We start from the raw sequence: 25,730 nt of genomic DNA, 5'->3' as shown, positions 1-25,730 counted from the left end.
TCCAGAGCAGCCGTAAGCAGAACAAGTCCTTTACGCGGTGGAAGGAGTACGACAACCAGACCGCCCCGTGCATCTGCATGCGCTCTCGAAAGCACAAGAAAGGGGGTGGCTTCCAGCGCGGCGACGGCAGCAAGAAAGGAACGCCCCACAACTTGAAGACCAATCAAGAAGCCGCCTTCTACCGAAAGGAAAAGAAGAGACGCAGGAAGCCTTCGCTCAAGAATGCGATGGAAAAGTCCCTTGACGCAGTACGGAAGAACGAACCCGCGATCAAGAACGCGCCGAAGAAGGATGCCGATGACATGATTGAATGCTTGCGGCTCGTGATGATAAACTATCTCCAGGACGTGGTCCGACCGAAGAAGACGCAGACCGAACTGAATGCAATGACGGTAGGTAGGTGATGACGGACGACCAAGAGCCGCGTCTCGACGACTATCCGCTTGACGAGATCGATATCGAGGCAATTAACGCCTTCCACCTGGGGAGAAATCTCTTCTCAGCATCTGTTCAGCTCAGCGACAAGAACGACGAGGCGGGACGGTCGTTCCTGCTGCGGATGTCTCTCGACGACCAGATTCGCCAGGAGGTGCTGCTGGACATCGACGACCTCATTCTCTCGCATGTCAGCCTCTCCGAGCGCGAGCATATCGCGTTGCAAGTCGGTGGAACCACCCACCACATTCGCAACGGCACCATTGCGACCGGCGAAGGACCGGAGGCGTTCACCAACAAGCTCTGGCATCTCAACGAAAAGACTGCCTATCTCTACGGCGACGAAGGAACTGTTTGCGTCGCGCAGGGCACCGATTGGGTACCGATCGAGACAGGGACCTCGGCTTTCCTGCGCGCCATGCACGGTCCGGCCCCCGACCTGACCCACGTGGGCGGCGATCACGGGGCACTGCTGCGCCTGGATGGCTCTCGCTGGCGCTCAATCCCTCTCGGGTTCAACCACAGCATCTCGGCCTTGCAGGTTGCTCGTAATGGAGACGTGTATCTTGGCTGCGAGAACGGCTTCTGTGCCCGCTACGCGAATGAGGAACTCACCGAGATTGCCGGACCGGGTACACAGATATACTCGATATGCGAGTTCGACGGCAATCGGTACTGGGGAGATGACGAGTACGGCCTTTACATCCAGAAGGGGATGGAACTCGTGCCGTTCAGATCACTCGGCTTCGTTTATGCAATGGAAGCGACCGAGGCCTATCTCGTCGCCGTGGGCTGGAAAGAAGTCTTCACGTTCAACGGAAAGGAGTGGTCAGGGGTCGAGTTTGGCTATGACGGAAATCTCTTCGTTCGCCGGATCGACATGACCCGTGAGTTCATTTGATCTGCGGATCGGACGGCGTTCGGCGCCCGCCTATTCCCGGCGTCTCCAGAGTCACTCTCAAATAGTGTCTGACCTTGTCGAGATCGAGTTCACGAATCCGCATGTCCGGTGGGCAAGACAGCATCCGCACGACGAACAACTCCCCGGCCTCGGGAAACTCGGTGTACCGTTCCTTCGCAATTTCCAGCCCCGCCTCCCCCGCCACGCGCAGCCCGTCGAGATGCGCCTCAAGCCGCTCGACTAGCCGGGCGAGCCGCTCCTCGTCCATGTCGGGATTCTCGTCCTGATGGAGCAGGTGGTAGTCGTAGGCCGTCCACAGGAATGCCGCCATCTCGGCATGCTGGCGGACGATTTCGCGAAGAACAGGTACAGCAGGCATCAGTTGAGGTTCACCGATCCGCCACGAATGCGGTTCACGGCACTGGCGTGGCTGGTCACATAGGTGCCGCGGATGGTGATATGGCCGTCCTTTTCCATGATGATCGTGGCCTTGCCGCAACGAAGCTCGATGCGCTCCTCGCCGATGATCCGCACGCGCTCGCCATCACGAATGACGTTTGGCGCCGAAGACCTGCGCGCCGGCTCGACGATCCGGCCGACGATCAGCGGCCGCGTCGCGTCTCCGCCTTCGAAAAGCAGCGCGACCTCGGCACCGATCATTGCTGACGTAAGGTCGGCCAGGCTCCGCGCCGGCAATGCAGTCTCCCGGGGGTTGCCGGGAAAGACCACCAGCGGCACGCCGGCATCGAAACCCAGCAACACGCCGATCACCACTCCTTCGATACGTTCCCGTGTTTCGGACATCTGAAGCCCCTCAATTATGACTGATCTTGCTGCCCTTCCAAACGACCTCGCCCGAGGCCTTGCCGTTGAACTTGCCCTTGGCGTTCACCGAAATGTCCTTGCCGCTGATGGAGATCGTGCCGTCCTTTTTCATCGAAATGGCCGCCGAGCCGCACTTGATGACAACCGAGTCGCCGGCGTCGATCAGCAGATCCTTTCCGATCTTGATCAGCCCGTCCTCACCGACCTCGACGGCACTTCCCTTGGTGACCTTCACCACCCGGGCTCCACTGATCTCGGTCGCGTCGTCTTCGCCGATCTTCGCGCTCCGGCTCTTGCCGATCGTGCTTGTCTGTCCGCTGCCAATCTCGATGCTCTGGTCAGTGCCGATCTCCCAGCTGTCGGACGTTCCGATGTCATGACTCTGGCTGATGCCGACGCTGACCGACCGAGTCGCGCCGATGGTGTTCATCTGTGCCGCCCCAACCGTTCTGGTCTCCGCGGCCCCGACCGTATCGATCCGCGCCGCACCCACGGTGACCGTCTGGACGATGCCGACCGTCTGCGTGTGGTTGGAGCCGATTGTCTCGCTGGAATTCGCGCCGATGCCGATCGTCTCGTCAGCGCCGACGGTGAGAGAACGGTTGATGCCCACCGTCTCGGTGTCGTTGGACCCAATATTGACGGTGCGGTCGACGCCGACCTTTGTCGTCTTGTTGTTGCCGACGTCCTCGTCGAGGTTCACGCCGACGGAGTGCTTGGCGTTGTTGTCGATGCGGTCCGACTGGTCGTGCTGGACCAGCTTGCCGCGGTCGTTCTTGATCAGCAGGTTGTGGTCCTTCTGCGCCTGGAAATAGACCTCTTCCGATCCGGCCTTGTCCTCGAAACGCAGCTCGTTCCAACCACCGCCGCCAGGCGAGGAATTCGTCTTCAACCCGGATTGGGTGGCATTTCCCGGCAGCTCATAGGGAGGCATCTCCTTGCCGTTATAAACCCTGCCGGTAATGATCGGCCGGTCGGGATCCCCCTCGAGGAAGTCGACGATCACCTCCTGGCCGATGCGGGGGATCTGGATGAAGCCCCAGCTCCCTCCGCCCCAGGTTTGCGAGACCCGGACGAAGCAGGAACTGTTCTGGTCCTTCTTGCCGAGGCGGTCCCAGTGAAACTGCACCTTCACCCGCGCATACTTGTCCGTGAAGATTTCCTCACCCGAAGGGCCGACCACCGTCGCGGTTTGCGGACCCCGCATGATCGGCCGGGGTGTGGCCCGCGGCGGCCGGTAAGTGACGGAGGTCGGAGCGACCTGGAGCGCCGCGTGGAAGGTTTCCTCTCCGGCATAAGCGGCCGGGCGATAGCCCGGGTCGAAGAGGCGGTAGTCGGCGCGCAGGACGACATAGTCCGTGTTCTGATCCTTGCGCGGGAAATTCTCCAGTTTGAAGGTGCAGCCCGAAGCCGGTCCCCGTACGGTGCCGGCGGCGGCGATACGCTGATGCGCTGCCTGAATTTCCTCGCGCCGTAGCACGGCAATAGCGTCGCCGCGGCCCACGGTCAGATGCGCTCCGGGATGACGATAGTGCTCTCCCTGAGCTTCAGAGTGAGCGAAGGGCTGCGCCGATTGCGCCATCAGGTCGGCGCCGGGCTTCGTAAAGTCGTAGTCCGTATGAGCATAAGTGCCCGGGTGGACGGAGCTGGTTGCCACCCATTCCGTGATATACTCTTGGTCCCGGCGCACCGGTTCGCCCTCGGCGCGGAACTTGACCGTCGCATAACCCGGCGCAGGCTTCAGCTTGTTCATGGCGTCGGCGAGAATGAGGGTGTGCTCCCCGTCGCCATATTCGAAGAAATACATGATGCCTTCGTGCTCAAGCAGCCGCTGCACGAAGTCCAGGTCGGTTTCGTCGTACTGGACGCAGTATTCCCGTGCCTCATAGGAACCCTGCAGCCGCTTCTCGAACTTCGCCGGCTTATATTTCGAGAATATCTGCTCGACGATTTCCACGACGCTCATGTTCTGGAAGATGCGGCAGTCGGTGGTGTTACCCAGCAGCCAAAGCCAGGGCCGCAGCTCCGCTTCGTAATAGGCAAACCCTTCTTCGATACGGGTCAGGCGAAAGTCTGAAACGAGCCCACTAAACCACCGCTTTGGGTCTCCGGCCTCGCCTTCAACCGAAATTGGTTTTCCCAGGAGCTTCAGCGCGTCGACGTTTGCGTCGGAGCTGATGAATCCGACGGTGAAAGCAAAACACCTGCTGATCTCGTCATGGCCGGTGAGGTGCGTGAGGGTCAGCGTCGCGGGCTCAAGCGGCGTCTGGACGATTGTCTTGCGTTCTTCAGCCATTCGGAGAGTGCCCCTGTCTCGTGACGCCGGCAGTCCTGGATCATGAACTTACCATAAAGACCTGCCACCTCGAAAGACGCATCGGCATTGCACCACGTCTATACTCTCCGGGCGAAGTATTGACGCGGATTGATTTTTACACCGCCACGAAGGGATGCCGATGCCGGCCCGCCCTACGCCCTTCGCGCCTCGCTGCTAGCTTGATCTTTTCCCGCATGCGAAGCCGCAAAAATTGCATTACTATAGAGGCGCCAGTTCTTCCGCTCATCAAGACATCGAAGTCACCAACCAAGCTTACCTGTCATGACGCAAAGAAGTTCTTACTTCCGACTGAAATGGACTTTCTTGATCCCGCTGCTGGCGCTGTTCTTAATGGCGTTCTCGCAGATGGCCCATGCGGAGCAGAGAGCCGCTATCGTGGTGGGGAACGGCGAATACGAATTTGCGCCTCTGGCGAACCCGAAAAGCGATTCCAAGCTGATTGCCGCGACGCTCACTGAGCTTGGTTTCGACGTCCTGCTTTTCTACGACGTCAAGAAAGCCGCCGTCGGCGACCTCGAAAATGCCATCCGCACCCATCTTCTCGGTGCCGACCTGGCTATCCTCTATTACGCCGGACACGCGCTGCAGCACGAAGGGCGGAGCCTGCTGCTGCCTGTCGATGTACGCACCGGATCGGCTAAAGAAGTCATCGATGACGCCATCGTCCTCAATGATCTCATCGACATCGTCAAGGACGACCCCATCGGCGTCAAACTGGTGATTTTGGACGCCTGCCGCAACAATCCGCTCACCTCCGAAAAGGGACTGCAGCAGGGCCTGGCCAATATGGAGGCAGGCGCCGGTCAGGTTCTCATCGCCTTCGCCACAGGTGCCGGCGAAGTGGCCTATGATGGCACGGGCGTGAACAGCCCCTATTCCTTGGCGCTGGCCAATGCGCTTCAGCAGCCGGGCCTCGATATCTATGACACGTTCAGAACCGTGCGCGGAGACGTGCGCCTCGCCACCAACGGATCACAGATACCGTGGATCACGGGCTCGATCGAAACAAAATTCGTCCTGAAGCCGGGCAGCACCGACAAGCCGGCACCTGCGGTCTCGGCGAGCGACGGGGAGCTGACGATTGATCAGGTCCTCTGGTATTTCATTCAGGACAGCGCCGATCCAACGGATTTCGAACGCTTCGCCAAAGTGTTTCCGAAGAGCCAGCTTGCCGCGGAAGCACTCAAACGCAGCAGCCTCCAGGTTGCTGCATTGCAGCAGCGTGGGCTGTTTGTCAGCGGCGCACTTGCCGCCACCCCGATTTCCACCGAGCCGCCGCCTTCCAATGAGGCTACGGCAACGGCTGGAGCGGAATTTATTTTTGAGCAGGCCGGCGAGCGCGCCGTGAGCGAGACTTTTCGCATCTGGCCGCGCCAAATGCCCGACACACAAAGCGGCATGAAGACGCTCATGACGGATTGCGACCTGTACGCGGCCGATCCCAACGATCCTCAACGCGTCGTACCTGGTGTTACGAACGGCCTCGTGAACGTCCGCGACGGGCTGCGCTCCTGCGGCTACGCGCTGGCTGCAGACCCCGGCAATCCCCGCCTGCAGTTCCAGTTGGCCCGCGTCCTCGAAATCGCCAAGCGCTATGACTGGGCGGAGCATTTCTACGAACTTGCCGCCAAGCAGCAATACAGCGCCGCCCTCGTCAATCTCGGTTACATGGCCCGCGCCGGCATAGGCCGCGAGGTCGATTACAAGCGCGCCTTCGATTTTTACATGCAGGCGGCACCGCTCGGAAACCTCAGAGCAAGGACGAATGTGGGAACCGCTTATATACGCGGTCAAGGCGTGCCGAAGAACCCCGAAGAAGGGATCCTGTGGTACAGACTTGCAGCATCAAGCGGCTGGTCGAATGCGATCACTGCGCTCGGCGACAGCTTTCGCCGCGGTACCGGTGTGAAGAAGGATGATGTGGAGGCGACGAGGCTCTATGCTGCGGCGGCCGATGCCGGTCAGATCGACGCCATGACCAATCTCGGCCGCGCCTATGTCAGCGGCTTGGGTATCAAGAAAGACGTCAAGCGGGGTTTTGATCTGATGATCCGTGCGACGGAAATGGGCAACCAGTATGCACCCCTCTACGCAGCCCGCCTTCTCGTGAAAGGCGAAGGCAACGTTCCGCGCGATGCCAATCGCGCCCTTGCCCTACTGGAACTGTCAGCACGCCGAGGCTTCGAGGACGCTTATCTCGAACTTGCCAAGGGTTACGCGGAGGGCAGCTTCAGCCGCGGAAAGCCGGATTTGCGGAAGGCATATTTCAACGCAACGCTCGCCACTCGTTTCAAGGTCGAAGAGGCAGAGCAGACCAAGACTTCGGTAGGTGAAAAGCTGAACGCTGCGACGCGAGAGGAAATCGAAGGAGAGGTCGAACTGTTTGTTCAGCAAAACGGACTCTAACGCGGAACCCAGAGATGGCATTGCGCTGGTTTGTCGAACGAGTTGGCCGGCTTTCGCGCTTCGGCAGGCCAAAGAGAGCTGTCAGGATCGTCGATCCCGCCACTGACGAGGACAGTCTTCACTATGTCCTGCACGAGCCAGTGGACGAGGCCAAACCGAGAAGTCTTATTTCTGTCCTCGGTGCGATGCCCGCCAGTCTTGCCGAGATTCTCGATACGGCCGTGGAGGCTTGCCGGGCTAATGGCGAATTTCCCGTTGTCGTTCTGTCAGAACTGCGTCCGGATCTGATCGCTGCAAGTTCTGCTCCTTTGGAATTTGTCCCTACCCGGAGCCACCTGCCCTCACTCTCCTCGGAGAGCTATGGCAGGTATGTTCGCCGGCGCTGGTCATTGCTCATCGCGAAATGGGACATCTCCAGCGAAATCGCACTTTCATCGACCATCGACGAGTTTCTTGCCGATCAGCTGGGCGCCGATGCTTCCCTTGATTCACATACGAGCAATCGAGGCATGCAACGGATGATCAGCCCGGATACTGAAGACAAGCTGCTCGACCGCCTTCGCGGCCATGGCGGCACCATTGACGTAACTCAGGCGCGCTAGTCGCCGGCGAACCTCAGTGTGGAAGGCCTCAGACAGCGCCAGATCGAGCGTCGTCTCCACACGATCCAATTCCGAGTACCGCAGGCAGAGACCCAAGCCTGCTGTTTGGGCATAAACAGCGCGAAGATGCTGGTCATCCATTTCCGGCGCTTCATTGGGCACAAAGATCGAAGGAATTCCCCCCAAGATGCTTTCATGGAAACCGTTATAGCCGGCGGTGGTGACAAGAAGATCGACCGCGCTGACATACTCAGCCAAGGGGTAAACGCTTGTGCGCAGAACGCTCGGCCATTCCTGTCTGGAAGGTTTCGCGAGCGGATTGAGAATCTGGACCGTTTGGATATTCCGCCTCGCCAGTTCCTTGAAAATTAAGCCCGGCAGATCTTCAAAATCGAAGTTGCGTTGCGAGCCTAGTTGTACCGCGACGGTGAAGCGGTCCGGGTCCACGCCTAGCTTGGCGGCAGCTTCACGCCTGGGCAGTCCCGTGCCGGGGTCCAAGAGAAGCAGAGGGGGAACGGCAACGGTCCCCGGCATATCGCGGGTCGGACCATGATCTTCGTCATGAGCAAGTTCGCCCGGCTCGATCACCATGTCGAATATATCCTGGGCGCCCGGATCGAAATTGTGGTCAAGGCGCCACAAGGCACGCCGGACCCAAATCCAGGCCAGGTCGCGTCGGCATTCGGCAACGGCAATCAACCCTGGAAACGGCCTGTTCCCATCGAACACCACCGCCGACACATCAAACGCCTCCACGGCCGTCAACAGCTCTTGCGCATAAGCCCTGTTCCAACTGTCGTCCGTCACCCCGATCGCCAAGCCGGAAGGCGTATAGTCAACAGCGTGCCCTCGCGCATAAGCCAACGCGGAGCCGGCCGATCGGGTAAAGAAAATGGGATCCGCGTCATCAGGCAAACGCTCTGCGATAGCCATCAGGCGGGTGATATGTCCGAGCCCGATACCGTTGGTCGCGACCATAAGTATCCGCCGCTTTTTGGCGATACGCCGCGGCATCGATGCCGGCATTTTGTCTTCGGCGGTTTTGCCAGATGAATGCCCCCTGCCCGTGGTTCGGCTGCTTTTCAGCGCAGAAGCCACGGACAGTTCAAGATCATCATAGAGGCGTGCCATGCGTTGCGGATATTGATCGATCGAAAATTTTCGTCGGACAAGCTCTCTCGCGGCATTTGATTGTTGGAGGTAGATCGAAGGTGAGGCAACAAACCGCCCGATGACGTTCCGCGTTTCAGCAATGTTGCAATAGACAGCGCCATCTTCGAAGAGGCTTTCAAATGAAGGATCGAGCACCGTCACCAAACCGCTCGCCATTGCTTCGGCGATACATACTCCGAAGGCTTCCACCCATTGCCGGCCGTGAAAATAGACATAAAAATCTAGCCGCTTGAGAAAGTCAGATACGCTGTTTTGCGCGAATGGGCTGATCTGCCAGTTCGAGCCTATCCAGGGTTGGATCGACTCCGGGACACCGCCCAACACCTTGATGGCGAAATCGGGTATGTCGGGATAGGCTGCCCGCAGGTCACCTGCGGAACTGGGCCACTTCGCCGGGTCCCCTCTCGTGTGGCGCCCCAAATTGACGGTGCCCGTTGGCGCTGTTCGCTGGTGAGATGTCCATTCAGCGACATCGACCATGTTCCACAAATCGTGCCGGAGAAGCGCGGGACTTTCGGTGCCGATACTGTCGAACTGGGCTCGAACTTTCGGGCCGACAGGAGCAAACGCGACCGGAATACCAAAGAGCCTATCCAACACACGCTCAACGACGGCGAGATCGTATTGAGGAACGCGATTGCCGTCGAACAGAGGATGGTGAACCACGCAGACGACGCGGCGAGGCTGCAAACGCACCGGCGAATGCGGCATTCGCTCGAACACCGCAGGATGGTGAGCCAGAAGAACGTCGCACGTCGCCTCTTCAGAACCGGTCAGCCAGACCGTATTTGATTGCTCGATCACCGCGGCTGTCCGGCTGTCGAAGATGCCCAGATCACGCGTGCGCTGCCCCAAGAAAGGCAGCAGCCCACAGCTCATCCCCCACCGACTCGCCGCCTTCAGCTCAGCCCTCAGTGCGCTCGAGGTACCTCCATGAAATCGAGGGTCGGCAGCATGAACAACGTCAAAATGCATCAGCTAACCCGAAGATTGTATGAGACGCTGAGCTTCTCAATTCATGCCTCATGTTGCTGAACTGAATGAACTGCAACTGCACGATATTCTGACACAACCGGAGCACCCGAGGCCCGCCTGCGGCCTATCCTTGATGAGATTGAAGGGCGTCCCTTGATTTCCAAATGCGGCTAATCAGTGCCCGTCAACAATCGCGCAGACGGCAGCCTAGTAGACTCGCCGCCCCCAGAAGTCTCGCCGAGGCTCGGTTGCCAACTTCCGCGTTGTGACAGGCTGCCTTTGCACCGTTGTCTTCATCCTCTCGACCGCCAAAGTCCCGTAGCAGCTGCGAGGATATCTGGCGAGGAAAGCCTGGTAGGATTGACGTGTATTCAGCCGTTGCGCCCGGCGCCAGGCAGCAGATTCAGCCGCGCTGGGAGGCATACTTTGACAGTTGCTAGCATTGGGTGGCGCATATGTCAGGTACGGCCAGGACGGCACACATGCCGTCAGAAAGACCGAGAAGAGGACGGAAACACGTTTCAACATTGAACGCTCCAATCCGGGGATTAGGTTAAAAACCTACAAGAAAGAGTAGAATAACTATCGTCAAATAACAAGCTCCGCTCTTATGTAACGGGTATATCTTGCCTATGATTTGGCTAAGCAGAGTGCATCAGCGAAGCAATTTGCAGAACGAAGAAGATTCCGAGAGTTCATCTGCAAACGATGAACAAAAAGATTTAATTCAAACGCGATCCATCAGCGGCGCCAACATCTAGAACGCGCGCCGATGCGGATGCCGCCATGACGCCCGGAGGCGGGGCTCGCGGTGCCCACGCAATTAGCGCGTACCACTCGAGCCGCAGTGGTGGACGCTGCGGCCCGAGCTTCATCCCTGCCCCAAATCTGTGTCAGACGACGCGGCCGCGCGCGGCAACGGGCCACACGGCAGGAGGCTTATCCGCTTCGATGGCGTAGATTGAATCGACCATGTTGGTCACCACGCAGGCGTGATTGGGCACGATACGGATCTTCTCTCCGACGGAAAGACCAATCGGCCCAGCGCTGACCAGCCGGCCGTGTTCCTCGGAAAGCTGATCGATGGTGATATCGGGGCGTCCGAGGACGTGGCCATACCCGGTCAGTCCAAGAAGGTCTGATGTCAGGACTTTGCTACCCGCATCGATAATGGCACGATCGGCGGCTGGCACAGAGACAACAGTGGCAAGAACGGTCAGCGCGCAATCTTCCCAGGCAGAGACGCCGCGCGCGACGAGCGATCTGTCGTTATAAACGTAAGTACCGGGGCGATATTCGGTCGTCACCGGCGCGCTCGCGGCCTCCATCATCGACGGAGTTCCACCGGACGTGATCACAGGGACAGCGATCCCGGCGGCTTCGATAAGAGCCTTGGCCTTTGTCATAAAGGCTTCCACGGCCGCCGTCGCGCCCGCGGGCGGATAGGTCATGAGCCCGCCGAAGACCAGTCCCTTGGATTTCGCAATCCGCTGAGCGAGGCTTGCGGCGGCTTCCGGCGTCAGTACACCGCAGCGGTTCGCCCCGGTGTCGCACTCGACAAGCACGCGCAGCGGCGCCGGCTCGGCTGCGAAAGCAGCAGACAGGCCATCGATGACGGTCTCGTTGTCTGCAACGACACTCAGCGCCACCCGGCGCGCCAACGCTGTCAGATGCTCCAATTTCTCGCGGCCCAGGATGTTGTAGGTGATCAGAACATCCCGGATCTCGGGGCTGCCGGCAATCATGGCCTCGGCTTCCGAGACTTTCTGGCAGGTAATGCCGATTGCGCCGGCTTTCAGCTGCATCTCCGCCACCGCCGGCAGCTTGTGCGTCTTGATATGTGGCCGCACGCGCAGGCCGTGGGCATCTGCGTATGCCTGGAAGCGCTCGATGTTGCGCCACGCGATGTCGAGGTCGACCAAAACAGCCGGAGTATTAATAGTATCGAATATTGACGCTGGCTTACTCATTTTGAGTTCCTAAAAAGATCTGATGGCCTTCAACAGGCATGTTGTACGTGCTTCTGCAATTCCTGTCCCCGACGCTTGACAATTTATGCATTGTGCCGCTGAATACGTCAATCCATTAAACCAGACACTTGTCCGGTATACTGGACATCAAGCAACCGCTCATCATCAGGGGAACATCATGATGACCTCGCTTAGAGCCAGCGCGCTTTCGCTGGCGGCCGTAGTCCTCCTTTCCGCAATTCCCGCCGCAGCGCAGGAAGCAAAAAGCAAGCTTGACGAAGTGCTGGCCCGCGGCCACCTCGTCATGGGCACCGGCAGCACCAATGCGCCGTGGCACTTCAAGAGCGCCGACGACCAGCTGCAGGGCTTTGACATCGACATGGGCCACATCGTCGCCAAGGCGCTGTTTGGCGATCCAGACAAGATCGAGTTCGTCAACCAGTCGTCCGATGCCCGCATCCCGAACATCACCACGGACAAGGTGGACCTCACCTGCCAGTTCATGACGGTGACCGGCGAGCGCGCGCAGCAGATCGCGTTCACGATCCCTTACTACCGCGAAGGCGTGGGCCTGATGCTGAAGGCCGACGGCAAGTATGCCGACTATGCCGCGCTGAAGGCTGCCGGTTCATCGGTCACGATCTCGGTGCTGCAGAACGTCTATGCCGAGGACATGGTGCATGCCGCCCTGCCGGAGGCGACCGTCGACCAATACGAATCTGTCGACCTGATCTATCAGGCGCTTGAATCCGGCCGTGCCGACGCGGTGGCGACCGACCAGTCGTCGCTCGCCTGGTACATGACGCAGAACGCTGGCCGCTACAAGGATGCCGGGTATGGCTGGAATCCGCAGACCTATGCCTGCGGCGTCAAGCGCGGCGATCAGGATTGGCTGAATTTCGTCAACACCGCCCTGCACGAGGCGATGACCGGCGTCGAGTTCGACTTCTATGCGAAGTCCTACAAGAAGTGGTTCGGCAAGGACCTGACGCCGCCGCAGATCGGTTTCCCGGTCGAGTACAAGTAAAGCCGGATAACAAATCGTTGGGACGAAGGGTCTTGCCCTTCGTCCTTCCTCCTCCCTCTCCGGCAGGACGCCGCCATGGGTTATACGCTCAACTTCGCCGCCGTTTGGCGCAGCTTTGACCAACTTCTCGAAGGTCTGCTGCTCAGCCTCGGGCTGGCTTTCATTTCCATTCTGATCGGCGCGGCCATCGGCCTGCTCGTCGCCTTCGCCCTGATTGCCAAGAGTGACTGGTTCAAGCGGCCGGCCGCGGCCTACGTGACGATCATTCGCAACCTGCCGATCCTCGTTCTCGTGCTTTTCGCCTATTTCGCGCTGCCGCAGATGGGCGTGCGCCTCGGCAAGATTCAAAGTTTCATTGTCGTGCTGTCGATCTATTCCGGTGCTTATCTGGCGGAAGTGTTCCGTGCCGGGCTCCTCTCCATTCCACGGGGATTGACGGAGGCCGGACTCGCGATCGGACTGACGCCGCTGCAGATCCGCGTGTCGATCATTGCGCCGTTGATGCTGCGCAATGTGCTGCCGTCGCTGTCCTCGACGGTGATTTCACTCTTCAAGGACACCTCGCTTGCGGCGGCCATAGCGGTTCCCGAACTCACCTTCGAAGCGCGCAAGATCAATGTCGAGACCTTCCGGGTCATCGAGACGTGGATCGTTGCGTCGGGTCTCTATGTCGCCACCTGTTCCGTGCTCGCCGCACTGATGCGGGTTGTCGAGCGCCGGCTTGCCATTCCGAGGTGACGATATGACAAACTTTCCCGCTTTCCTCGATCAGATGTGGATCGCCCGCTTCGTCATTCTGAAGGGGCTCGGCGTCACCGTCTCGATCTCGCTTCTCGCCATCATTGCCGGATCGCTGCTCGGTGTCCTCGTCGGACTGTCCCTGGTTTACGGCAACTGGCTCCTGCGGCTCGTGATGCGCGCCTATACCGACTTCATCCGCGGCACGCCGGTGCTGGTACTGGTTCTTGCCAGCTATTATGTGCTCTCGACTATCGGCATTGAGCTCGGACCATTTCAGGCCGGCGTACTGGCCCTGGCAATCTTCTGCTCCTCCCATGTCGGGGAAATCGTGCGCGGCGGGTTGCAGGCGATCCCGAAGGGCCAGACCGAAGCCGCAAAGGCGATCGGGCTCACGTTTAACCAGACCTTCGCCTATGTGCTCTGGCCGCAGGCACTGCGCCAGTTCCTGCCGGCGTGGGTCAACACGGCTGCCGAGATGGTCAAGGCCTCGACGCTGCTTTCCGTCATCGGCGTCGCCGAGCTCCTGCTGCGCACCCAGGAAATCATCTCGCGCAATTTCATGAGCCTGAAATTCTATTTTTTCGTCGGGCTTCTTTACTTCGTCATCAACTACGGCATCGAGCGTTTCGGCAAATATGTCGAGCGCAAGACGGCCCTTCCCTCCTGAGGCCTCCATCGTCATGAGCAAAGTACTTCTCGAAATCCAGGGTCTTCGAAAGCAGTACGGCACCACCGAGGTGCTGAAGGGCATCGACTGCACCATGAACGAGGGCGAGGTCATCTCGATCATCGGCTCCTCCGGGTCCGGCAAGACGACGATGCTTCGCTGCATCAACATGCTGGAGGAGTTCCAGGGCGGCCGCATTCTGATCGAAGGTGAGGAAATCGGCTATGACCAGACCGGAACCACCCGCAAGCGAAAGAGCGAAAAAGAGATCGCCCGCCAGCGCGCGCTGACCGGCATGGCTTTCCAGCAATTCAATCTCTTTCCCCACTTGACGGCCGCGAAGAATGTCATGCTCGGTCTCGTCAAGGTGAAGAAGATGCCCCGTGACGAGGCGCGAGCCGTCGCTGAGAAATGGCTCGACCGCGTTGGCCTTGCCGCCCGCGCCGATCATTACCCCGGCCAGCTGTCGGGCGGTCAGCAGCAGCGCGTGGCAATCGCCCGCGCCATCGCCATGAACCCCCGCCTGATGCTGTTCGATGAAGTGACTTCGGCGCTCGATCCGGAACTGGTCGGCGAGGTGCTGCAGGTCATCAAGGGACTCGCCGCCGACGGCATGAGCATGCTGCTCGTCACCCATGAAATGCGCTTTGCTTATGAAGTCTCCTCGCGCGTGATCTTTATGAACCACGGTGTGATTGGCGAGGAGGGAGACCCGAAGGAAATGTTCGTGAGACCCAAGACGGAGCGGCTCGCGGAGTTCCTGAAGACGTCCAGTTTCAACTGAGCGGAAGACGGCTGGTGCGGGTGGCAATCCGCCCCGATCCGGCAGTCGCAATAGAAGAAAGAAAAGAGAGGTTACATGACTATCAAGCGTTACGGCGCCGGCGAGACCGGTGCTGGCGGACAGCCGCTGCCATTCGCCCGTGCCGTGGAAGCCAATGGGTGGCTGCACGTGTCGGGCCAGGTGCCGATGGAAAAAGGCGAGATCGTCGGTGGCGGCATTGTTGCTCAGACCCGCAAGGCGATTGAGAACCTGATCGCTATTCTGCATGAGGCCGGCTACGGCATTGAAGACGTCGTCCGTGTCGGTGTCTGGCTCGACGATCCGCGCGACTTCTGGAGCTTCAACGGCGTCTATGCCGAGTACTTCGGCAAGAACCCGCCGGCTCGCGCTTGCGTTCAGTCCCGGATGATGGTCGATTGCAAGGTGGAAGTCGATTGCGTCGCCTATCGCGCCGACAGGGCTTGAGTCTATCAGGCGCAGCCCTTAAAGGCTGCGCCTTCTCCAGGAGGTAGTTGAGTATGGCTGACGGCGCAGAAGACATGGTAGCGCGGCGCACACGCGGCCTTGATCGCGCCTTTGAAATTCTCGAATTTCTGCGCACGAAACGCCAGCCGATGCGGCCGAACGAGATAGCCGTCGAGATCGGCGCTCCGCGTTCATCGGTTTATGAACTGATCAATCTTCTTCTGCGTCACGGCATGCTTGATTATCAGGGCGGTGACGGTCGCGTCTTCCTCGGCCGTAAACTCTACTTTTTCGGGACCGCCTACGCAGATCAGTTCGACCTGATGCGGGAATCCGAAGACATGCTCGCGCGCCTTGCGGAAGAAACCCGCGAGACGGCGCAAATGTGCGTGCTGGAAGGCAACAAGTACACCGTCGCCATGATGCGCGAAGGCCTAAGGCCCTTCCGCATATCCTCGAACATCGGCGAACTGGTGCCCATCCCGTGGACGGCCTCCGGCCGTTTTCTCGTCTCGCATCTAAGCGACAGCGAGATCTCGGATTTTATCCCGCAAGAGGATTTTGTGCTGCCGAATGGCAAGCGACTTGAGCCGGCACGCTTTATCGCCGAGGTCCGCCAGGCCTCGATCGACGGCTATTTCACGTTCAACAGCGAGGTGGAAAACTTCACACATTGTTTTGCCGTGCCAGTGCAGCAGGCTGACGGGCAAGCGGTTGCAACCCTTTGCCTTGTCGCTCCAAAGGAAGACGGGCTGCGCAACCGGCAATCCTATCTGGAAAGCCTGCTGCGCGCCGCAAACGAGCTTTCGGAGCGACTTGGCTATAGCTCCGGACCCGCGCAAGCCGCGCACCGTCATGGTGAACGTTAGTCACAGAATGGCGCTTACTTTGCGGGTACGACCAGCACCTCGCCTCTCTTGACAATGTAGGTTGCGAGTTCCGACGCCTTGCCGCTGCCGACGTTCTTGGCAGAGTGGACAACGCCAGAGGGAATGAATAGGGACTGGCCGGCGCTGAGCGTCACGGGCTGCCTGCCTTCGAGGCGGTATTCCAGCTTTCCTTCAAGAACATAGGCGACTTCTTCGCCGGGATGGGAGTGTTTGGCGGCAAGCACGCCTGGCGCGATATCGACCCGCACCTGCACGACCTCGTAGCCGGGCACGTCGATATCGTTCTTCAGAAGATCGGTGCGCTGCAGTGGCTGCTCCGCCTGTGCCGGCGAGAACGCCATGGCGCTACTGATCAATAGCATGGCGAGTGTCACTATCCGGGTCGTCTTCATCTTTGTCCTTTCCTCACGGTGTTCGATCGCTGCCTTCAAGGCCGCCGTCAGGATTTCAGCGTGAAATTGTACCGGGGATGTGTCTACGGGACCGGAATTTTGTAACGAATTGCGTCCACTGCGGCGGCAGCCGCCAACTGCCCACTTTCCAGGAACGTTTCCGACCGGTGCGCGTTGACTCTTTTCATCCCGAGCTACTCGGCGCGGGAACGTCAGGGAGGTTATCATGAAAGTCAGCAATTGCATGACCACGGACGTCCAGATCACCGATCCGGAACAGACATTACGCGATGTCGCCCTGATGATGGGACGTCTCGATGCCGGCGTTCTTCCGGTGGGTGAGAATGATCGCTTAGTCGGCATGATTACCGATCGCGACATCGCCATTCGTGGCGTGGCAGAAGGCATGGGCCCGGACGCAAAGGTTCGCGACGTGATGAGTACCGACGTTAAATACTGCTTCGAAGACGAAAATGTGGAAGACGTCCTTCATAACATGGGCGATCTTCAAGTACGGCGCCTGCCAGTCCTGAGCCGGAGCAAGCGGCTCATCGGCATTATCTCGCTTGGTGATCTCGCTATGAAGGGCGAGGCCATGGAAACGGGTAAGGCACTGAGCGGCATCTCGCAACACGGCGGCCAACATTCACAGACAGCGCACTGACGGTCGGCGTAGACCCATAGCGAAAGCGTCCGCTAGCCAGTGACGCTCAGATCGGGGCCTCGCGCCGTTGCTTTTGGCGCGAGGACATTTCGGCGCCGCCACGCCTCAAACCCGCGCTTCGGCCATTCAATCCCAGCGAAGGCGTCGAGCACGCCAGACTTCCTTGAGCTTGTCTTCTATCTCGCTCGCCGTTCGATGCGAGAACCTCGCAGCAAGATCAGTTGCCAATGATGATCCCGCTCGGGATTGAGCAGTTCCTTCCTCCACTTTATCAGCATAGGCACAGATTTCCGCCATCAGGTCGGCGTCATGGGAGACGTATCCTTTGACCCACTCCGTCGCTTGTCCTACCGAGAAGAACGGGCCAGTTAACGCCCCGGTGTCATCCTGCAAATGGTACGCGCCCTGAAGCAGGACGATCTTCCATTCGCGGCCATTGGATTTGATCACACGCACTACACAGTTACCTCGTCTCCCTTAAAGGTAGGAAGGCACTGCAACGATTTGAATGCCCGCTGCGTGCACAGCAGAACAAAGGCTCGTGAAAAGCCCTTGCGTTACGGGCGGAGACCTGCGCCCCCGTTCCGAAAAGTGCCAGTCCTTGCTCGCGCTAAAGCCTAACTCCGCAAAAATGGATTTGATCCACGCAAAGCTCAAAGACGGGCCGCTGTCTGCCGGTTCAGCGACCTTTCAGCCGAAAGCCGATTTCTCATCCCTGCCTCCGTGCCAGTCGATCAGCATTCTATTTAGCTCTCAGATTTACATAACAAAGAAATATGGATATTATGTATCCGTAATGGCCAATCGCCATCGGCCTTCGGAACGAATTGATGATCCTCAAAAGCCAAGTCGAATGGGCGCTTCATTGCTGCGCCATCCTCTCCGGACTGCCTGCCGGCAGGTATCTTTCCACCAAAGCGCTGGCCGAGTTGCATGGCTTGCCGAAGGAATATCTGTCGAAGGCGCTGCAGAGCCTGTCGCAGGCGGGTCTTGTGCATACGACCCTCGGTCCGTCCGGCGGATACCGATTGGCGAAACCGCCTGCCGAGCTGACCTTCCTCGATATCGTCGAAGCTGTCGAGGGCGAGGCCCGCACCTTTGTCTGCAACAATATCCGCGCCAACAATCCCTGCCGTCCCCAAGGCTACTGCGAAAGCAGCCCATGCGCGGTGGCGCGCATCATGTGGGAAGCAGACGAAGCCTGGCGCGCCAAGCTTCGCAGCGTCACCCTGGCAGATCTCGGTCAAAAATTGTCGCAAGAGGTTCCGCCGGAGCTTTGGAAGAGCACGTTCGAATGGGTGCTAGAGCGCGCCGGCTGAGCGGGTTTTGACGGTCGCGCCGGCGGCATCCTCGCCTGTGGCAGGCAGCGGTAAAAGATAGCTCTGTGGCGGCATTGCAAGGCGAACACCATTTGCCTCGCAGTGGCGGTGGACAAGATCGATCACCTCGTTGCGGGCCGGCGTCCGGTTGGCCGGGCTGGTGACGCGAAACTGCAATTCCGTTTCGATGGCGACAGCGTCGATTGCCTTCAGAACGACGATCGGCGGCGGTTCCTGCACGATTCTGACGCTCTCCTTCAGGGCAGCTAGCATGACCTCCTCGACGCGCTGGGGTGTGTGCGCCGCGGCAATACGGACGGTCAGCGCGATCTGATGCGTTTCGTCCGGACGGCTGAGATTGGTCAGAGCGACCTTCGCGAGAACACTGTTAGGCAGAACGACGACATTGTGGGCGCCGGTGAGCAGATGTGTCGAACGCCAGTCGTTTTCAATGACGCGTCCTTCAGTGCCGTCGGCCAGTTGAATCCAATCGCCGATGACGAATGGCTTGCCGAGGGTAATTGCAATGCCGGAGAAGACGTCGCCCAGAGTATTCTGAAGCGCAAGACCGAAGATGATGGCAACCACACCTGATGTTGCGACCAGCGTTCCGATCGGTGCGCCAAAGACAAAACCCATAATCGACAGTGTCACCCCGAGATAGACGGCGGCGACGATCAGATCCTGGATCAGCCGCGCTTCTCTCGGCCTGCGGTCGAGAACGATATAGATGCGCACGAAGCCTATGGTCGCCCATGCCAGATGGGTCCACCAGAGAACGCGCGCCAGCGTGGCCAGCGGCGCGACGACGCCTTTCGGATCGGTGTCGCTCACCCGATGCGGCAGGATCCCGCTGAAGCCAAGCACGGCCGTCATTCCGGCGAAGAAGAGGATCTGAACGACAAGTCGCTCGGTCGGGCGTTTGCGACCCTGGAGAAGCCAGACGACGATGCCGACGATCCCCAGAAAATCGATCAGCAGGAACGGCAGCAGAAGAGGATCACTCAACATGGCACGGCTCGCGGGCAAGGGTTGGGCGTTTGTCAGAGGGCCGGATACCAAACTGGCATCCGGCCCTCAGGTATTACTTCTTCAGCGGGAAGGTCAATTCCTTCTGGTTGGTATCGACGACGAAGACAGCCAGCAGCTTGGCGGGTTTGGTCTTGCTGCCATTTGCGCTGACGCCATGGCGGTCGCCCGGCATTTCGGAGAAGCTCTCGCCTGCTTTGTAAACCTTCACCGGGCCGTCATTGACCTGGCTGCGGATCGAGCCTTCGAGAACCGTCGCATAGATGAAGGCCGAAGTCGGATGCGTATGGCCCTCGGAGAAACCGCCGGGAGCGTATTCAACGAGAATGCCCTTGATGCTCTTGCCCGGCACGTTCGGCAATTCATGTTCATAGACCAAGGTAACCTTGGCGTCCTTACCGCCGCCCGTGTAATCGGCGGAGGCAGGGCCGAAAGAAAGCGCTGTGATTGCGAGCGCCGCGAAGAGCAACTTTTTCATCTTTCCATTCCTTTTGGAGGTTGAATGGATGCGCCTCAGGGGCAAGGCGCATCCGGCACGGTCCGAGCCCGTTATCGGCGCGGAGCAGTTGCAAACCATTGGTCGAAATTGATCCGGCCGAGGCGGGGATTGTTGTCGGAGACGAGCGAACCGTCTTCCAGCTTGGTGCCGAAATAGTGGGCTTCCGGATCGGGAACGACCGTGCGGGTATCACCGATCGCCTTGAGGTAACGAGCGGCGAAATCGCAGAGGCGTGCGCGCTCAGGGCCGGAAATCTCGATGATGCCGTTGACCGGCGGGGCAAGGGCCGCGTCCGTCATGAAGTCTGCGACGTCATCAGAGGCGATCGGCTGCAGATTGCCCGTCGACAGGCGGGCAGTGTCGCCGGTCGTGCCCCCTTGAGCGATGCCGCCGAGGAATTCCATGAATTGCGTGGAACGTACGATCGTGTAGGGAATGCCGGATTCCCGGATGATCTTTTCCTGGGCGACCTTGGCGCGCAGGTATCCGCTTTCCGGCAGGCGATCCGTGCCGACGATGGAAAGCGCGACATGATGCTTCACCCCGGCTGCCTTTTCCGCCGCCGTCAGATTGCGGCCCGAGGTCTGGAAGAATTCGAGCACGGCCTTGTCTTCCCACGACGGCGAGTTTGCAAGGTCGAGCACAACCTCGGCGCCAGCGAGCGCTTGGGCAAGGCCCTCGCCAGTGATCGTGTTGACGCCGGTATTGGGCGAGGCTGCGATAACCTCATGACCCTTGTTACGCAGGCGTTCAGCGGTCTTGGAACCGATGAGGCCGGTTCCGCCTATGATTACGATTTTCATGATAAAATCCTCCATTCGCGGCAGTTGCGTGCACAGCGTTGTTCAATTCATTTCCAAGGGTTGAATGCTGATGCTTAGTTCAGGCCAGCCTTTTCGAGGCCGTAGAGCTTGTCGGCCGAGCCGGGCACGGCCTTGAAGGCGATACTAGCACGGTTCCAGGAGTTGATGGTCATGATCGAGAACGTGAGATCGGCAATCTCCTTCTCTGAAAGCTGGCCGCGTACCCGCTCATAAAGCTCATCCGGAATGCCGCCTTCGGGAAGCTCGGTGACGGCTTCGGTCCAGGCAAGGGCTGCGCGTTCGCGCGGGACAAAGAGGTTCGATTCCCGCCAAATGGCGACATGGTAGAGGCGCAATTCGCTCTCGCCGTGAATCTTGGCTTCCTTCACATGCATGTCCAGGCAGAAGGCGCAACCATTGATCTGTGACGCGCGGATATTCACCAGATCGCGGATCTTCTGATCGATAACGCTGTCCTTCAGCGCCATGCTGAGGTCGGAAAGTTTTTTGAAGAATTCGGGGGACTGCTGGGCGTAGTTCAGGCGCTGAGTCATCGGCCTCTCTCCTTAATTAAGGACATTTGATATCCTTATGGATACAAGATATCCGCAATATCTGGACAGGCAAGCCATTCCTGCATAAGCTGCGGACATAAGGCTTATGTTCAGAAGTATGGGGACCAAATGGACATTGTTTGCGCGTTGCGGACGTTCCTGCGGGTCGCGGAGACCGGCTCCTTTTCGGCTGCGGCCGTTGATCTCAATCTGACGCAGCCCGCCGTGTCGCGGCAGGTTTCCGCCCTGGAGGCTTATCTGAACACGCGGCTTCTGCATCGCACGACAAGCGCGCTGGCGCTGACGGCTGAGGGCGAGCACATGATCCCGCTGGCGCTCAAGGTCATCGAAGCGGTCGATGCCCTTGGCGAAAACAGCAGCACCGAAGGCGCCATGGCATCGGGAAAGGTCAGGCTCAGCCTGCCCTCACCGCTCGGGCTTTACGTGAGCGACCGCCTGCAAAGCCTGCTCGAAAGCCACCCGGGACTGGCCGTCGAACTGCTCTTTCGGGAGGAGCCGTCGGATCTCGTCGGAGAGGGAATCGATCTGGAGGTCCGCCTTGGCACCGTCGCGGACAGCAGCCTGATCTGCCGCCGGATCGGCTGGACGACGGCCTTTCTCGTTGCAGCGCCCGGCTACCTGCAGACAAGGTCGACGCCGAAGACCCCGGAAGATGTCACTGGCCACGCCTGCATTTGCTACAGCCGTGGCGGTGATGGCCGCTCGTGGTCGTTTTCCAACGGAGCCGACGAGATTTCCGTGCGGATCGCACCGCGCTTGATCGCCAATAACTCCGTTGCGGTTCACCGCGCCGCTCTTTCAGGAGCTGGCCTTGCGATCCTGTCCCACCACCTTGCCGGCCCCGATATCGAGGCCGGCAGGCTGATAAACCTAATGCCGGATTTTCCACCGACGCGCCTGCCGATCAACCTGGTCTATCCATCCCGCCGCAGCATGCCGCTCCGCGTCAGGACAGCCATCGATTTCCTGGTAGAAGCAATCGGTGAGGATCCTCTGATGGCCTCGTCGAAGTGACGATCCCGCCCGTCCCAGCAGCACGTTCGCCGTACCTGCTTCCCCGGGTCGAGCGCCACACAAGGCTACCTTGGTCAAGCGATCGTGTTGAGAAGACACTTAGGCTAGAGGCGAAATGCTCTCATTTGTTCCCAAGCGTCGTACCCGTGTCTCCACGCCGGATAAACGCAATCAACACATTGAATTCTTTTGAAAAATGGTGGGTGATGTAGGGCTCGAACCTACGACCCGCTGATTAAGAGTCAGCTGCTCTACCAACTGAGCTAATCACCCGTTCGCGCTTGGCTGCGCGGTGTGACCGGGCGTATAAACAGGATCGCTCACCTTGTCCAGCGCCATGCGGAAAATTCTTCGATTAATTTCGAAGATTTTTCCGCATGGCTGAAATGCAATGAAATCAAAGGTCGAGCGTGCCCGTTGCGACGCGCACCGCCTGCCCGCCAATCCGGGCATTGGAGATCGTGCCGCCTTCGACATCCACATGCAGATGAATCAAGGATGGCCGGCCCATCTCGATACCCTGCTCGACGGCCATCGGATGATGACCATCCGGCAGCCGGTCGAAATGGTGGATCGCCCCCGAAAGTGCCGCAACAGCCGAGCCGGTCGCCGGGTCCTCGGCTATTCCCATGCCGCTCGCAAACATGCGGGCATGGAACCTCGCCGGATGGTTCACGCCGGCGCGGCAGTAGATGTAGGCAGAGGCGAGCGAGCCATCGACAAAGGGGACGGTGTTCTCCCAGAGCTGCGGATCGAACTCGAGCCGCATTGCCGCACCGACATCGTGAACAGGAACCAGCAGGAAAGGCACGCCGGCGGTCCAGAGCGACGGCACATGATTTTCGAAGCCGATCTCCGTCACCTTCAGCGACAGCGCGTTGGCGATGCCCAGCTTTTCAAGCGGCATATTGATCTGCTGGGATTTCCTCGGCAGGTCGAATTCGGCAAAGCTCGCCTCTCCTCTCCGCAGCCGGACCGCACAGCGCACAGGCCCGACATTTTCCTCAAGCACGGAAACGAGGTCCAGCGTCATGTCGCCGCCATGCGCCTGCTCCGCGAGCGCTATCGCCGTACCGACCGTCGGATGACCAGCGAAAGGAAGTTCGCGACCGGGCGTGAAAATCCTGAGCCTGGCGGTGTAGGCCGGATTGGCTGAAGCCTGCACGAACACAGTCTCCGAAAGGTTCATCTCGCGGGCGATCGATTGCATTGCTTCGTCGCTCAAATCCTCGCCGTCGAAGATGACGGCCAGCGGATTTCCGGCGAGTTTGCGGTCGGTGAACACGTCATAGACGCTGTAGCTGCGCGCCACATCGGCCTCCTTGTCTCTCGGTCCTCGGACCTGCAACCTGCCCGACCGCAGAAACGAGTGCAAGGCATTAAGCTTCGTTTCGGCGAGTGAAATACCAATCGATGACCGGCAGCATGCTGATGTTATAGGAATAGGTCGAATGATCGGCGGAGCGGATCGCGACGGCACCGGCGATCTCCTGATCCTCGGCCACCGTCATGTGCCTCTCGATTCGCCCGATAATCTCGTCTGCCGTCATGTCGAAGGTGAACATGCGGAAGATGGTGAGCGCCCGGCGAAAGTGGCTGGCATGGTAGCCTTCGCCCGGCCTGGCATCGGCAAGATCGAGCCCCGTTTCCTCCAACACCTCGCGGCGCATGTTGTGCTCCAGATCGCAGAAGCCGGAGACGATATCCTCCGGCTCGAGCGAACCGCAGGCGAAGTAGACCTGGCCCGGATTGGCCGTGTGTGCGCCCATGCGGATTGCCACCAGCGCGCCGTCCGAGCTCTCGATCACCGGATAGGCGAAGAGATGCATGGCGCCGCCGCGATCCTGCTGCCGGCGCCAATACATCAAGGTCGAAAAGGGAACGATGTATCCCTGCCCTGCAATACCGTCTTCTCCCAACGACAGCCGGTGCTGGAACACCATTCGGCCATCGAAGAGCGCCGGGTTTGCCCTTACTTCTGCCTCCCAGTTGCGGGCGATATCCTCGCGTTTTGCCTGACGGTAGGGATGTTCGCCGTCGAGCACACGAAGGTTGACGGCAGCCACGGGAAACACCGTCTTTTCCGGCGGCCAGCCGGCAAAATCCTCTGAAAAATGCATGTTCATCTCAAATCCAATGTCATCACGAGGGGGCAATGGTCGGAGGCTTTCGGCCGGTCCCAGCCGGTGCGCGGATAGCGCTCCGCTTCCTGGCCGGGCGGAAAGACGGTGCGGAACGGCTGGCCGCTGCGAATGATTTCCGGCTTTCTCTCGCCGTTCATTCTGGCGAGCGCCGGCGACAGCCAGATATAGTCGAGCTGGCAGAGCCATTGCTCCTCAGGACCGCGGGCGTGATAGAGCGTCCAGCGGTCGAGCGGATCGCGGCGGCGGGCGACGTTCTCGACAAAGCCGTCATGGCTGAAAACATCGAGCGCGCTTTCGGTCTCGTCCTGATGCTCGAAGCGATATCCGCTTCTGCGCGTCCCGATCACGTCGATACGCTCCTGATAGTCGTTCATGTCGCCGCAGATCGCGAAGTTCTTGTTGGCGGTATTTCCAGCGCCAAATCTGTTCTCGATGATCCGGCGCACCGCTGATGCCTCCGCCCGGCGGATTGGCATCGTCGCGTGCCTGCTGTCGACACCATTGGTGCGCGGCCCGTCCATCGATTTGAAGTGCACGACATAGAGCGACAAGGGGACGCCGCCGATCAAAAGGTCGAGCTCCAGGCAGTCGCGCTTGAAGATCTTGTCGTCGATACGGTTCGTGAGCGCCAGCTTGTCGTCGAAGAGATCAAGGTCGCGATAGGTCAGCGCGGCATGGCTCTTGATGTCGCGCAGCTCGATCTTCTGCCCGTCACGCGTCTCCTCGCGCATCAGCACCGCGACATCGATGCCGCGGCTGTCATTGCCTTCGACAAGATATCTCTGCCGGTAGCCATTTCCGACCATGCGGAACAGATAGCCGTATTCGAAAGCCTGCAGGGCGGCCATGTTGTCGATTTCCTGCAGGCAGAGAATGTCGGCATCGGCGTCGGCAATCGCCAGCGCCGTCATCTGGCGGGTGTCGTCGGTGGATGCGATGACGCGGGCCTGCTCGAGCTGCTGATAGACGCCCTCGCTCTGGACCTCGAACAGCTTGATGACCCGGTCCTGACGCAGCTGATTGCGAAAGCCGGTGAAATCGAAACGCGTCATCAGGTTTTCGACGTTGAATGTGGCTAGGCGAAGCGGCATC

Annotated in this window: 26 protein-coding genes, 1 tRNA gene and 1 pseudogene; 13 read left to right on the top strand and 15 right to left on the bottom strand. The window is 59.4% G+C overall.

The genetic code is table 11. From position 1 onward, the window contains the following. Nucleotides 1-404: pseudogene (locus ACPYOI_RS04225) on the top strand (DUF4150 domain-containing protein); the annotation flags it as partial. Continuing rightward, nucleotides 404-1,336 (top strand): hypothetical protein, encoded by a 933-nt coding sequence (locus ACPYOI_RS04220; protein WP_481414652.1) that lies wholly within the window; start codon nucleotides 404-406, stop codon nucleotides 1,334-1,336. The pseudogene ACPYOI_RS04225 and the gene ACPYOI_RS04220, both read left to right, overlap by 1 nt. Here ACPYOI_RS04220 and ACPYOI_RS04215 read toward each other — a convergent pair. Genes ACPYOI_RS04215 through ACPYOI_RS04205 form a run of 3 tightly spaced genes read right to left on the bottom strand, consistent with a single transcriptional unit; the run spans nucleotide 1,329 to nucleotide 4,457 of the window. Further along, nucleotides 1,329-1,715, bottom strand: a complete 387-nt coding sequence (locus ACPYOI_RS04215; protein WP_481422564.1) for a hypothetical protein — start codon at nucleotides 1,713-1,715, stop codon at nucleotides 1,329-1,331. The genes ACPYOI_RS04220 and ACPYOI_RS04215 overlap by 8 nt on opposite strands. After that, complete coding sequence (locus ACPYOI_RS04210) at nucleotides 1,715-2,140, bottom strand: DUF6484 domain-containing protein (RefSeq protein WP_481414654.1); 426 nt, start codon at nucleotides 2,138-2,140, stop codon at nucleotides 1,715-1,717. Before ACPYOI_RS04210 ends, ACPYOI_RS04215 begins: the two co-directional genes overlap by 1 nt. A 10-nt stretch (nucleotides 2,141-2,150) precedes the next feature. Next, on the bottom strand, nucleotides 2,151-4,457 hold the full coding sequence (locus ACPYOI_RS04205; protein WP_481414655.1) for a type VI secretion system Vgr family protein: 2,307 nt from the start codon (nucleotides 4,455-4,457) through the stop codon (nucleotides 2,151-2,153). A 372-nt stretch (nucleotides 4,458-4,829) separates the two neighbouring features. Between ACPYOI_RS04205 and ACPYOI_RS04200 the strand changes: the two genes are divergently transcribed. Together ACPYOI_RS04200 and ACPYOI_RS04195 are read left to right on the top strand one after the other, a co-directional pair. Then, entirely contained in the window at nucleotides 4,830-6,905 is a 2,076-nt protein-coding gene (locus ACPYOI_RS04200) for a caspase family protein (RefSeq protein WP_481414656.1), read from the top strand. 140 nt (nucleotides 6,906-7,045) lie between these two features. Beyond that, nucleotides 7,046-7,507: a hypothetical protein gene (locus tag ACPYOI_RS04195; protein WP_481422563.1), complete on the top strand. Its 462-nt coding sequence runs from the start codon at nucleotides 7,046-7,048 to the stop codon at nucleotides 7,505-7,507. Here the strand turns inward: ACPYOI_RS04195 and ACPYOI_RS04190 are convergent. Continuing rightward, nucleotides 7,394-9,655 (bottom strand): glycosyltransferase, encoded by a 2,262-nt coding sequence (locus ACPYOI_RS04190; protein ID WP_481422562.1) that lies wholly within the window; start codon nucleotides 9,653-9,655, stop codon nucleotides 7,394-7,396. The genes ACPYOI_RS04195 and ACPYOI_RS04190 overlap by 114 nt on opposite strands. Nucleotides 9,656-10,548: 893 nt before the next feature. Next, a complete protein-coding gene (locus ACPYOI_RS04185; protein ID WP_481414659.1) occupies nucleotides 10,549-11,625 on the bottom strand; it encodes a D-TA family PLP-dependent enzyme in 1,077 nt (358 codons plus the stop codon). Nucleotides 11,626-11,803: 178 nt separating this feature from the next. On the opposite strand from ACPYOI_RS04185, the gene ACPYOI_RS04180 reads away from it, so the two are divergent. The 6 genes from ACPYOI_RS04180 (at nucleotide 11,804) to ACPYOI_RS04155 (ending at nucleotide 16,178) form a co-directional block, all read left to right on the top strand. Next, entirely contained in the window at nucleotides 11,804-12,652 is an 849-nt protein-coding gene (locus ACPYOI_RS04180) for a transporter substrate-binding domain-containing protein (protein ID WP_481414660.1), read from the top strand. Between the two features lie 75 nt (nucleotides 12,653-12,727). Next, on the top strand, nucleotides 12,728-13,390 hold the full coding sequence (locus ACPYOI_RS04175) for an amino acid ABC transporter permease (RefSeq protein WP_168830877.1): 663 nt from the start codon (nucleotides 12,728-12,730) through the stop codon (nucleotides 13,388-13,390). 4 nt (nucleotides 13,391-13,394) lie between these two features. After that, nucleotides 13,395-14,060: an amino acid ABC transporter permease gene (locus ACPYOI_RS04170; protein WP_481422561.1), complete on the top strand. Its 666-nt coding sequence runs from the start codon at nucleotides 13,395-13,397 to the stop codon at nucleotides 14,058-14,060. A gap of 13 nt (nucleotides 14,061-14,073) precedes the next feature. After that, nucleotides 14,074-14,844 carry an amino acid ABC transporter ATP-binding protein gene (locus ACPYOI_RS04165; protein ID WP_481414662.1) on the top strand — a complete coding sequence of 257 codons (771 nt, stop codon included), beginning with the start codon at nucleotides 14,074-14,076 and terminating at the stop codon, nucleotides 14,842-14,844. A gap of 75 nt (nucleotides 14,845-14,919) precedes the next feature. Continuing rightward, nucleotides 14,920-15,309 carry a RidA family protein gene (locus ACPYOI_RS04160; protein ID WP_168830874.1) on the top strand — a complete coding sequence of 130 codons (390 nt, stop codon included), beginning with the start codon at nucleotides 14,920-14,922 and terminating at the stop codon, nucleotides 15,307-15,309. Nucleotides 15,310-15,362: 53 nt separating this feature from the next. Then, a complete protein-coding gene (locus ACPYOI_RS04155; protein ID WP_481414663.1) occupies nucleotides 15,363-16,178 on the top strand; it encodes an IclR family transcriptional regulator in 816 nt (271 codons plus the stop codon). 14 nt (nucleotides 16,179-16,192) lie between these two features. On the opposite strand, the gene ACPYOI_RS04150 is transcribed toward ACPYOI_RS04155, so the two are convergent. Then, nucleotides 16,193-16,591, bottom strand: coding sequence for a cupin domain-containing protein (locus ACPYOI_RS04150; protein ID WP_481414664.1), 399 nt, complete (start codon nucleotides 16,589-16,591; stop codon nucleotides 16,193-16,195). A gap of 226 nt (nucleotides 16,592-16,817) precedes the next feature. Here ACPYOI_RS04150 and ACPYOI_RS04145 point away from each other — a divergent pair, with 226 nt between their 5' ends. After that, nucleotides 16,818-17,255 carry a CBS domain-containing protein gene (locus tag ACPYOI_RS04145; RefSeq protein ID WP_481414665.1) on the top strand — a complete coding sequence of 146 codons (438 nt, stop codon included), beginning with the start codon at nucleotides 16,818-16,820 and terminating at the stop codon, nucleotides 17,253-17,255. Nucleotides 17,256-17,381: 126 nt separating this feature from the next. On the opposite strand, the gene ACPYOI_RS04140 is transcribed toward ACPYOI_RS04145, so the two are convergent. After that, the gene (locus ACPYOI_RS04140; RefSeq protein ID WP_481414666.1) at nucleotides 17,382-17,711 is read right to left on the bottom strand and encodes a hypothetical protein; all 330 of its coding nucleotides are present in this window, start codon (nucleotides 17,709-17,711) and stop codon (nucleotides 17,382-17,384) included. Nucleotides 17,712-18,085: 374 nt separating this feature from the next. Between ACPYOI_RS04140 and ACPYOI_RS04135 the strand changes: the two genes are divergently transcribed. Next, nucleotides 18,086-18,574: an RrF2 family transcriptional regulator gene (locus ACPYOI_RS04135; protein ID WP_481414667.1), complete on the top strand. Its 489-nt coding sequence runs from the start codon at nucleotides 18,086-18,088 to the stop codon at nucleotides 18,572-18,574. Here the strand turns inward: ACPYOI_RS04135 and ACPYOI_RS04130 are convergent. The 4 genes from ACPYOI_RS04130 to ACPYOI_RS04115 all read right to left on the bottom strand — a co-directional run bounded on the left by ACPYOI_RS04130 (nucleotide 18,557) and on the right by ACPYOI_RS04115 (nucleotide 21,459). Continuing rightward, nucleotides 18,557-19,585, bottom strand: a complete 1,029-nt coding sequence (locus tag ACPYOI_RS04130) for a mechanosensitive ion channel family protein (RefSeq protein WP_481414668.1) — start codon at nucleotides 19,583-19,585, stop codon at nucleotides 18,557-18,559. The two genes, ACPYOI_RS04135 and ACPYOI_RS04130, sit on opposite strands and share 18 nt — an antisense overlap. A gap of 73 nt (nucleotides 19,586-19,658) precedes the next feature. Continuing rightward, the gene (locus ACPYOI_RS04125; protein WP_481414669.1) at nucleotides 19,659-20,081 is read right to left on the bottom strand and encodes a cupin domain-containing protein; all 423 of its coding nucleotides are present in this window, start codon (nucleotides 20,079-20,081) and stop codon (nucleotides 19,659-19,661) included. A gap of 71 nt (nucleotides 20,082-20,152) precedes the next feature. Then, nucleotides 20,153-20,905 carry an SDR family oxidoreductase gene (locus ACPYOI_RS04120; protein ID WP_481414670.1) on the bottom strand — a complete coding sequence of 251 codons (753 nt, stop codon included), beginning with the start codon at nucleotides 20,903-20,905 and terminating at the stop codon, nucleotides 20,153-20,155. 74 nt (nucleotides 20,906-20,979) lie between these two features. Continuing rightward, nucleotides 20,980-21,459, bottom strand: coding sequence for a carboxymuconolactone decarboxylase family protein (locus tag ACPYOI_RS04115; protein ID WP_481414671.1), 480 nt, complete (start codon nucleotides 21,457-21,459; stop codon nucleotides 20,980-20,982). Between the two features lie 129 nt (nucleotides 21,460-21,588). Between ACPYOI_RS04115 and ACPYOI_RS04110 the strand changes: the two genes are divergently transcribed. Beyond that, a complete protein-coding gene (locus ACPYOI_RS04110) occupies nucleotides 21,589-22,494 on the top strand; it encodes a LysR family transcriptional regulator (RefSeq protein ID WP_481414672.1) in 906 nt (301 codons plus the stop codon). Between the two features lie 197 nt (nucleotides 22,495-22,691). Here the strand turns inward: ACPYOI_RS04110 and ACPYOI_RS04105 are convergent. The 4 genes from ACPYOI_RS04105 to ACPYOI_RS04090 all read right to left on the bottom strand — a co-directional run bounded on the left by ACPYOI_RS04105 (nucleotide 22,692) and on the right by ACPYOI_RS04090 (nucleotide 25,729). Beyond that, nucleotides 22,692-22,767: transfer RNA gene (locus tag ACPYOI_RS04105), tRNA-Lys, on the bottom strand. Between the two features lie 124 nt (nucleotides 22,768-22,891). Beyond that, the gene (locus ACPYOI_RS04100) at nucleotides 22,892-23,806 is read right to left on the bottom strand and encodes a PhzF family phenazine biosynthesis protein (protein ID WP_481414673.1); all 915 of its coding nucleotides are present in this window, start codon (nucleotides 23,804-23,806) and stop codon (nucleotides 22,892-22,894) included. Between the two features lie 67 nt (nucleotides 23,807-23,873). Beyond that, a complete protein-coding gene (locus tag ACPYOI_RS04095) occupies nucleotides 23,874-24,620 on the bottom strand; it encodes an NUDIX hydrolase (protein ID WP_481414674.1) in 747 nt (248 codons plus the stop codon). After that, entirely contained in the window at nucleotides 24,617-25,729 is a 1,113-nt protein-coding gene (locus ACPYOI_RS04090) for an endonuclease/exonuclease/phosphatase family protein (protein WP_481414675.1), read from the bottom strand. Before ACPYOI_RS04090 ends, ACPYOI_RS04095 begins: the two co-directional genes overlap by 4 nt. Between the last annotated feature and the right edge of the window lies 1 nt (nucleotide 25,730).

The organism is Rhizobium sp. SVR5-2C (assembly GCF_056755115.1).
The sequence above is the reverse complement of the archived record's forward strand: the minus strand, read 5'-3'. Positions and strand labels throughout refer to the sequence as shown.

What these genes read in the sequence shown, in the direction of transcription:
- ACPYOI_RS04160 (WP_168830874.1), top strand. Translation starts at nt 14,920, where the DNA reads ATGACTATCAAGCGTTACGGCGCCGGCGAGACCGGTGCTGGCGGACAG.
- ACPYOI_RS04155 (WP_481414663.1), top strand. Translation starts at nt 15,363, where the DNA reads ATGGCTGACGGCGCAGAAGACATGGTAGCGCGGCGCACACGCGGCCTT.
- ACPYOI_RS04150 (WP_481414664.1), bottom strand. Translation starts at nt 16,591, where the DNA reads ATGAAGACGACCCGGATAGTGACACTCGCCATGCTATTGATCAGTAGC.
- ACPYOI_RS04210 (WP_481414654.1), bottom strand. Translation starts at nt 2,140, where the DNA reads ATGTCCGAAACACGGGAACGTATCGAAGGAGTGGTGATCGGCGTGTTG.
- ACPYOI_RS04170 (WP_481422561.1), top strand. Translation starts at nt 13,395, where the DNA reads ATGACAAACTTTCCCGCTTTCCTCGATCAGATGTGGATCGCCCGCTTC.
- ACPYOI_RS04115 (WP_481414671.1), bottom strand. Translation starts at nt 21,459, where the DNA reads ATGACTCAGCGCCTGAACTACGCCCAGCAGTCCCCCGAATTCTTCAAA.
- ACPYOI_RS04130 (WP_481414668.1), bottom strand. Translation starts at nt 19,585, where the DNA reads ATGTTGAGTGATCCTCTTCTGCTGCCGTTCCTGCTGATCGATTTTCTG.
- ACPYOI_RS04190 (WP_481422562.1), bottom strand. Translation starts at nt 9,655, where the DNA reads ATGCATTTTGACGTTGTTCATGCTGCCGACCCTCGATTTCATGGAGGT.
- ACPYOI_RS04125 (WP_481414669.1), bottom strand. Translation starts at nt 20,081, where the DNA reads ATGAAAAAGTTGCTCTTCGCGGCGCTCGCAATCACAGCGCTTTCTTTC.
- ACPYOI_RS04180 (WP_481414660.1), top strand. Translation starts at nt 11,804, where the DNA reads ATGATGACCTCGCTTAGAGCCAGCGCGCTTTCGCTGGCGGCCGTAGTC.
- ACPYOI_RS04165 (WP_481414662.1), top strand. Translation starts at nt 14,074, where the DNA reads ATGAGCAAAGTACTTCTCGAAATCCAGGGTCTTCGAAAGCAGTACGGC.
- ACPYOI_RS04110 (WP_481414672.1), top strand. Translation starts at nt 21,589, where the DNA reads ATGGACATTGTTTGCGCGTTGCGGACGTTCCTGCGGGTCGCGGAGACC.
- ACPYOI_RS04095 (WP_481414674.1), bottom strand. Translation starts at nt 24,620, where the DNA reads ATGAACATGCATTTTTCAGAGGATTTTGCCGGCTGGCCGCCGGAAAAG.
- ACPYOI_RS04215 (WP_481422564.1), bottom strand. Translation starts at nt 1,715, where the DNA reads ATGCCTGCTGTACCTGTTCTTCGCGAAATCGTCCGCCAGCATGCCGAG.
- ACPYOI_RS04090 (WP_481414675.1), bottom strand. Translation starts at nt 25,729, where the DNA reads ATGCCGCTTCGCCTAGCCACATTCAACGTCGAAAACCTGATGACGCGT.
- ACPYOI_RS04185 (WP_481414659.1), bottom strand. Translation starts at nt 11,625, where the DNA reads ATGAGTAAGCCAGCGTCAATATTCGATACTATTAATACTCCGGCTGTT.
- ACPYOI_RS04200 (WP_481414656.1), top strand. Translation starts at nt 4,830, where the DNA reads ATGGCGTTCTCGCAGATGGCCCATGCGGAGCAGAGAGCCGCTATCGTG.
- ACPYOI_RS04175 (WP_168830877.1), top strand. Translation starts at nt 12,728, where the DNA reads ATGGGTTATACGCTCAACTTCGCCGCCGTTTGGCGCAGCTTTGACCAA.
- ACPYOI_RS04205 (WP_481414655.1), bottom strand. Translation starts at nt 4,457, where the DNA reads ATGGCTGAAGAACGCAAGACAATCGTCCAGACGCCGCTTGAGCCCGCG.
- ACPYOI_RS04220 (WP_481414652.1), top strand. Translation starts at nt 404, where the DNA reads ATGACGGACGACCAAGAGCCGCGTCTCGACGACTATCCGCTTGACGAG.
- ACPYOI_RS04145 (WP_481414665.1), top strand. Translation starts at nt 16,818, where the DNA reads ATGAAAGTCAGCAATTGCATGACCACGGACGTCCAGATCACCGATCCG.
- ACPYOI_RS04120 (WP_481414670.1), bottom strand. Translation starts at nt 20,905, where the DNA reads ATGAAAATCGTAATCATAGGCGGAACCGGCCTCATCGGTTCCAAGACC.
- ACPYOI_RS04135 (WP_481414667.1), top strand. Translation starts at nt 18,086, where the DNA reads ATGATCCTCAAAAGCCAAGTCGAATGGGCGCTTCATTGCTGCGCCATC.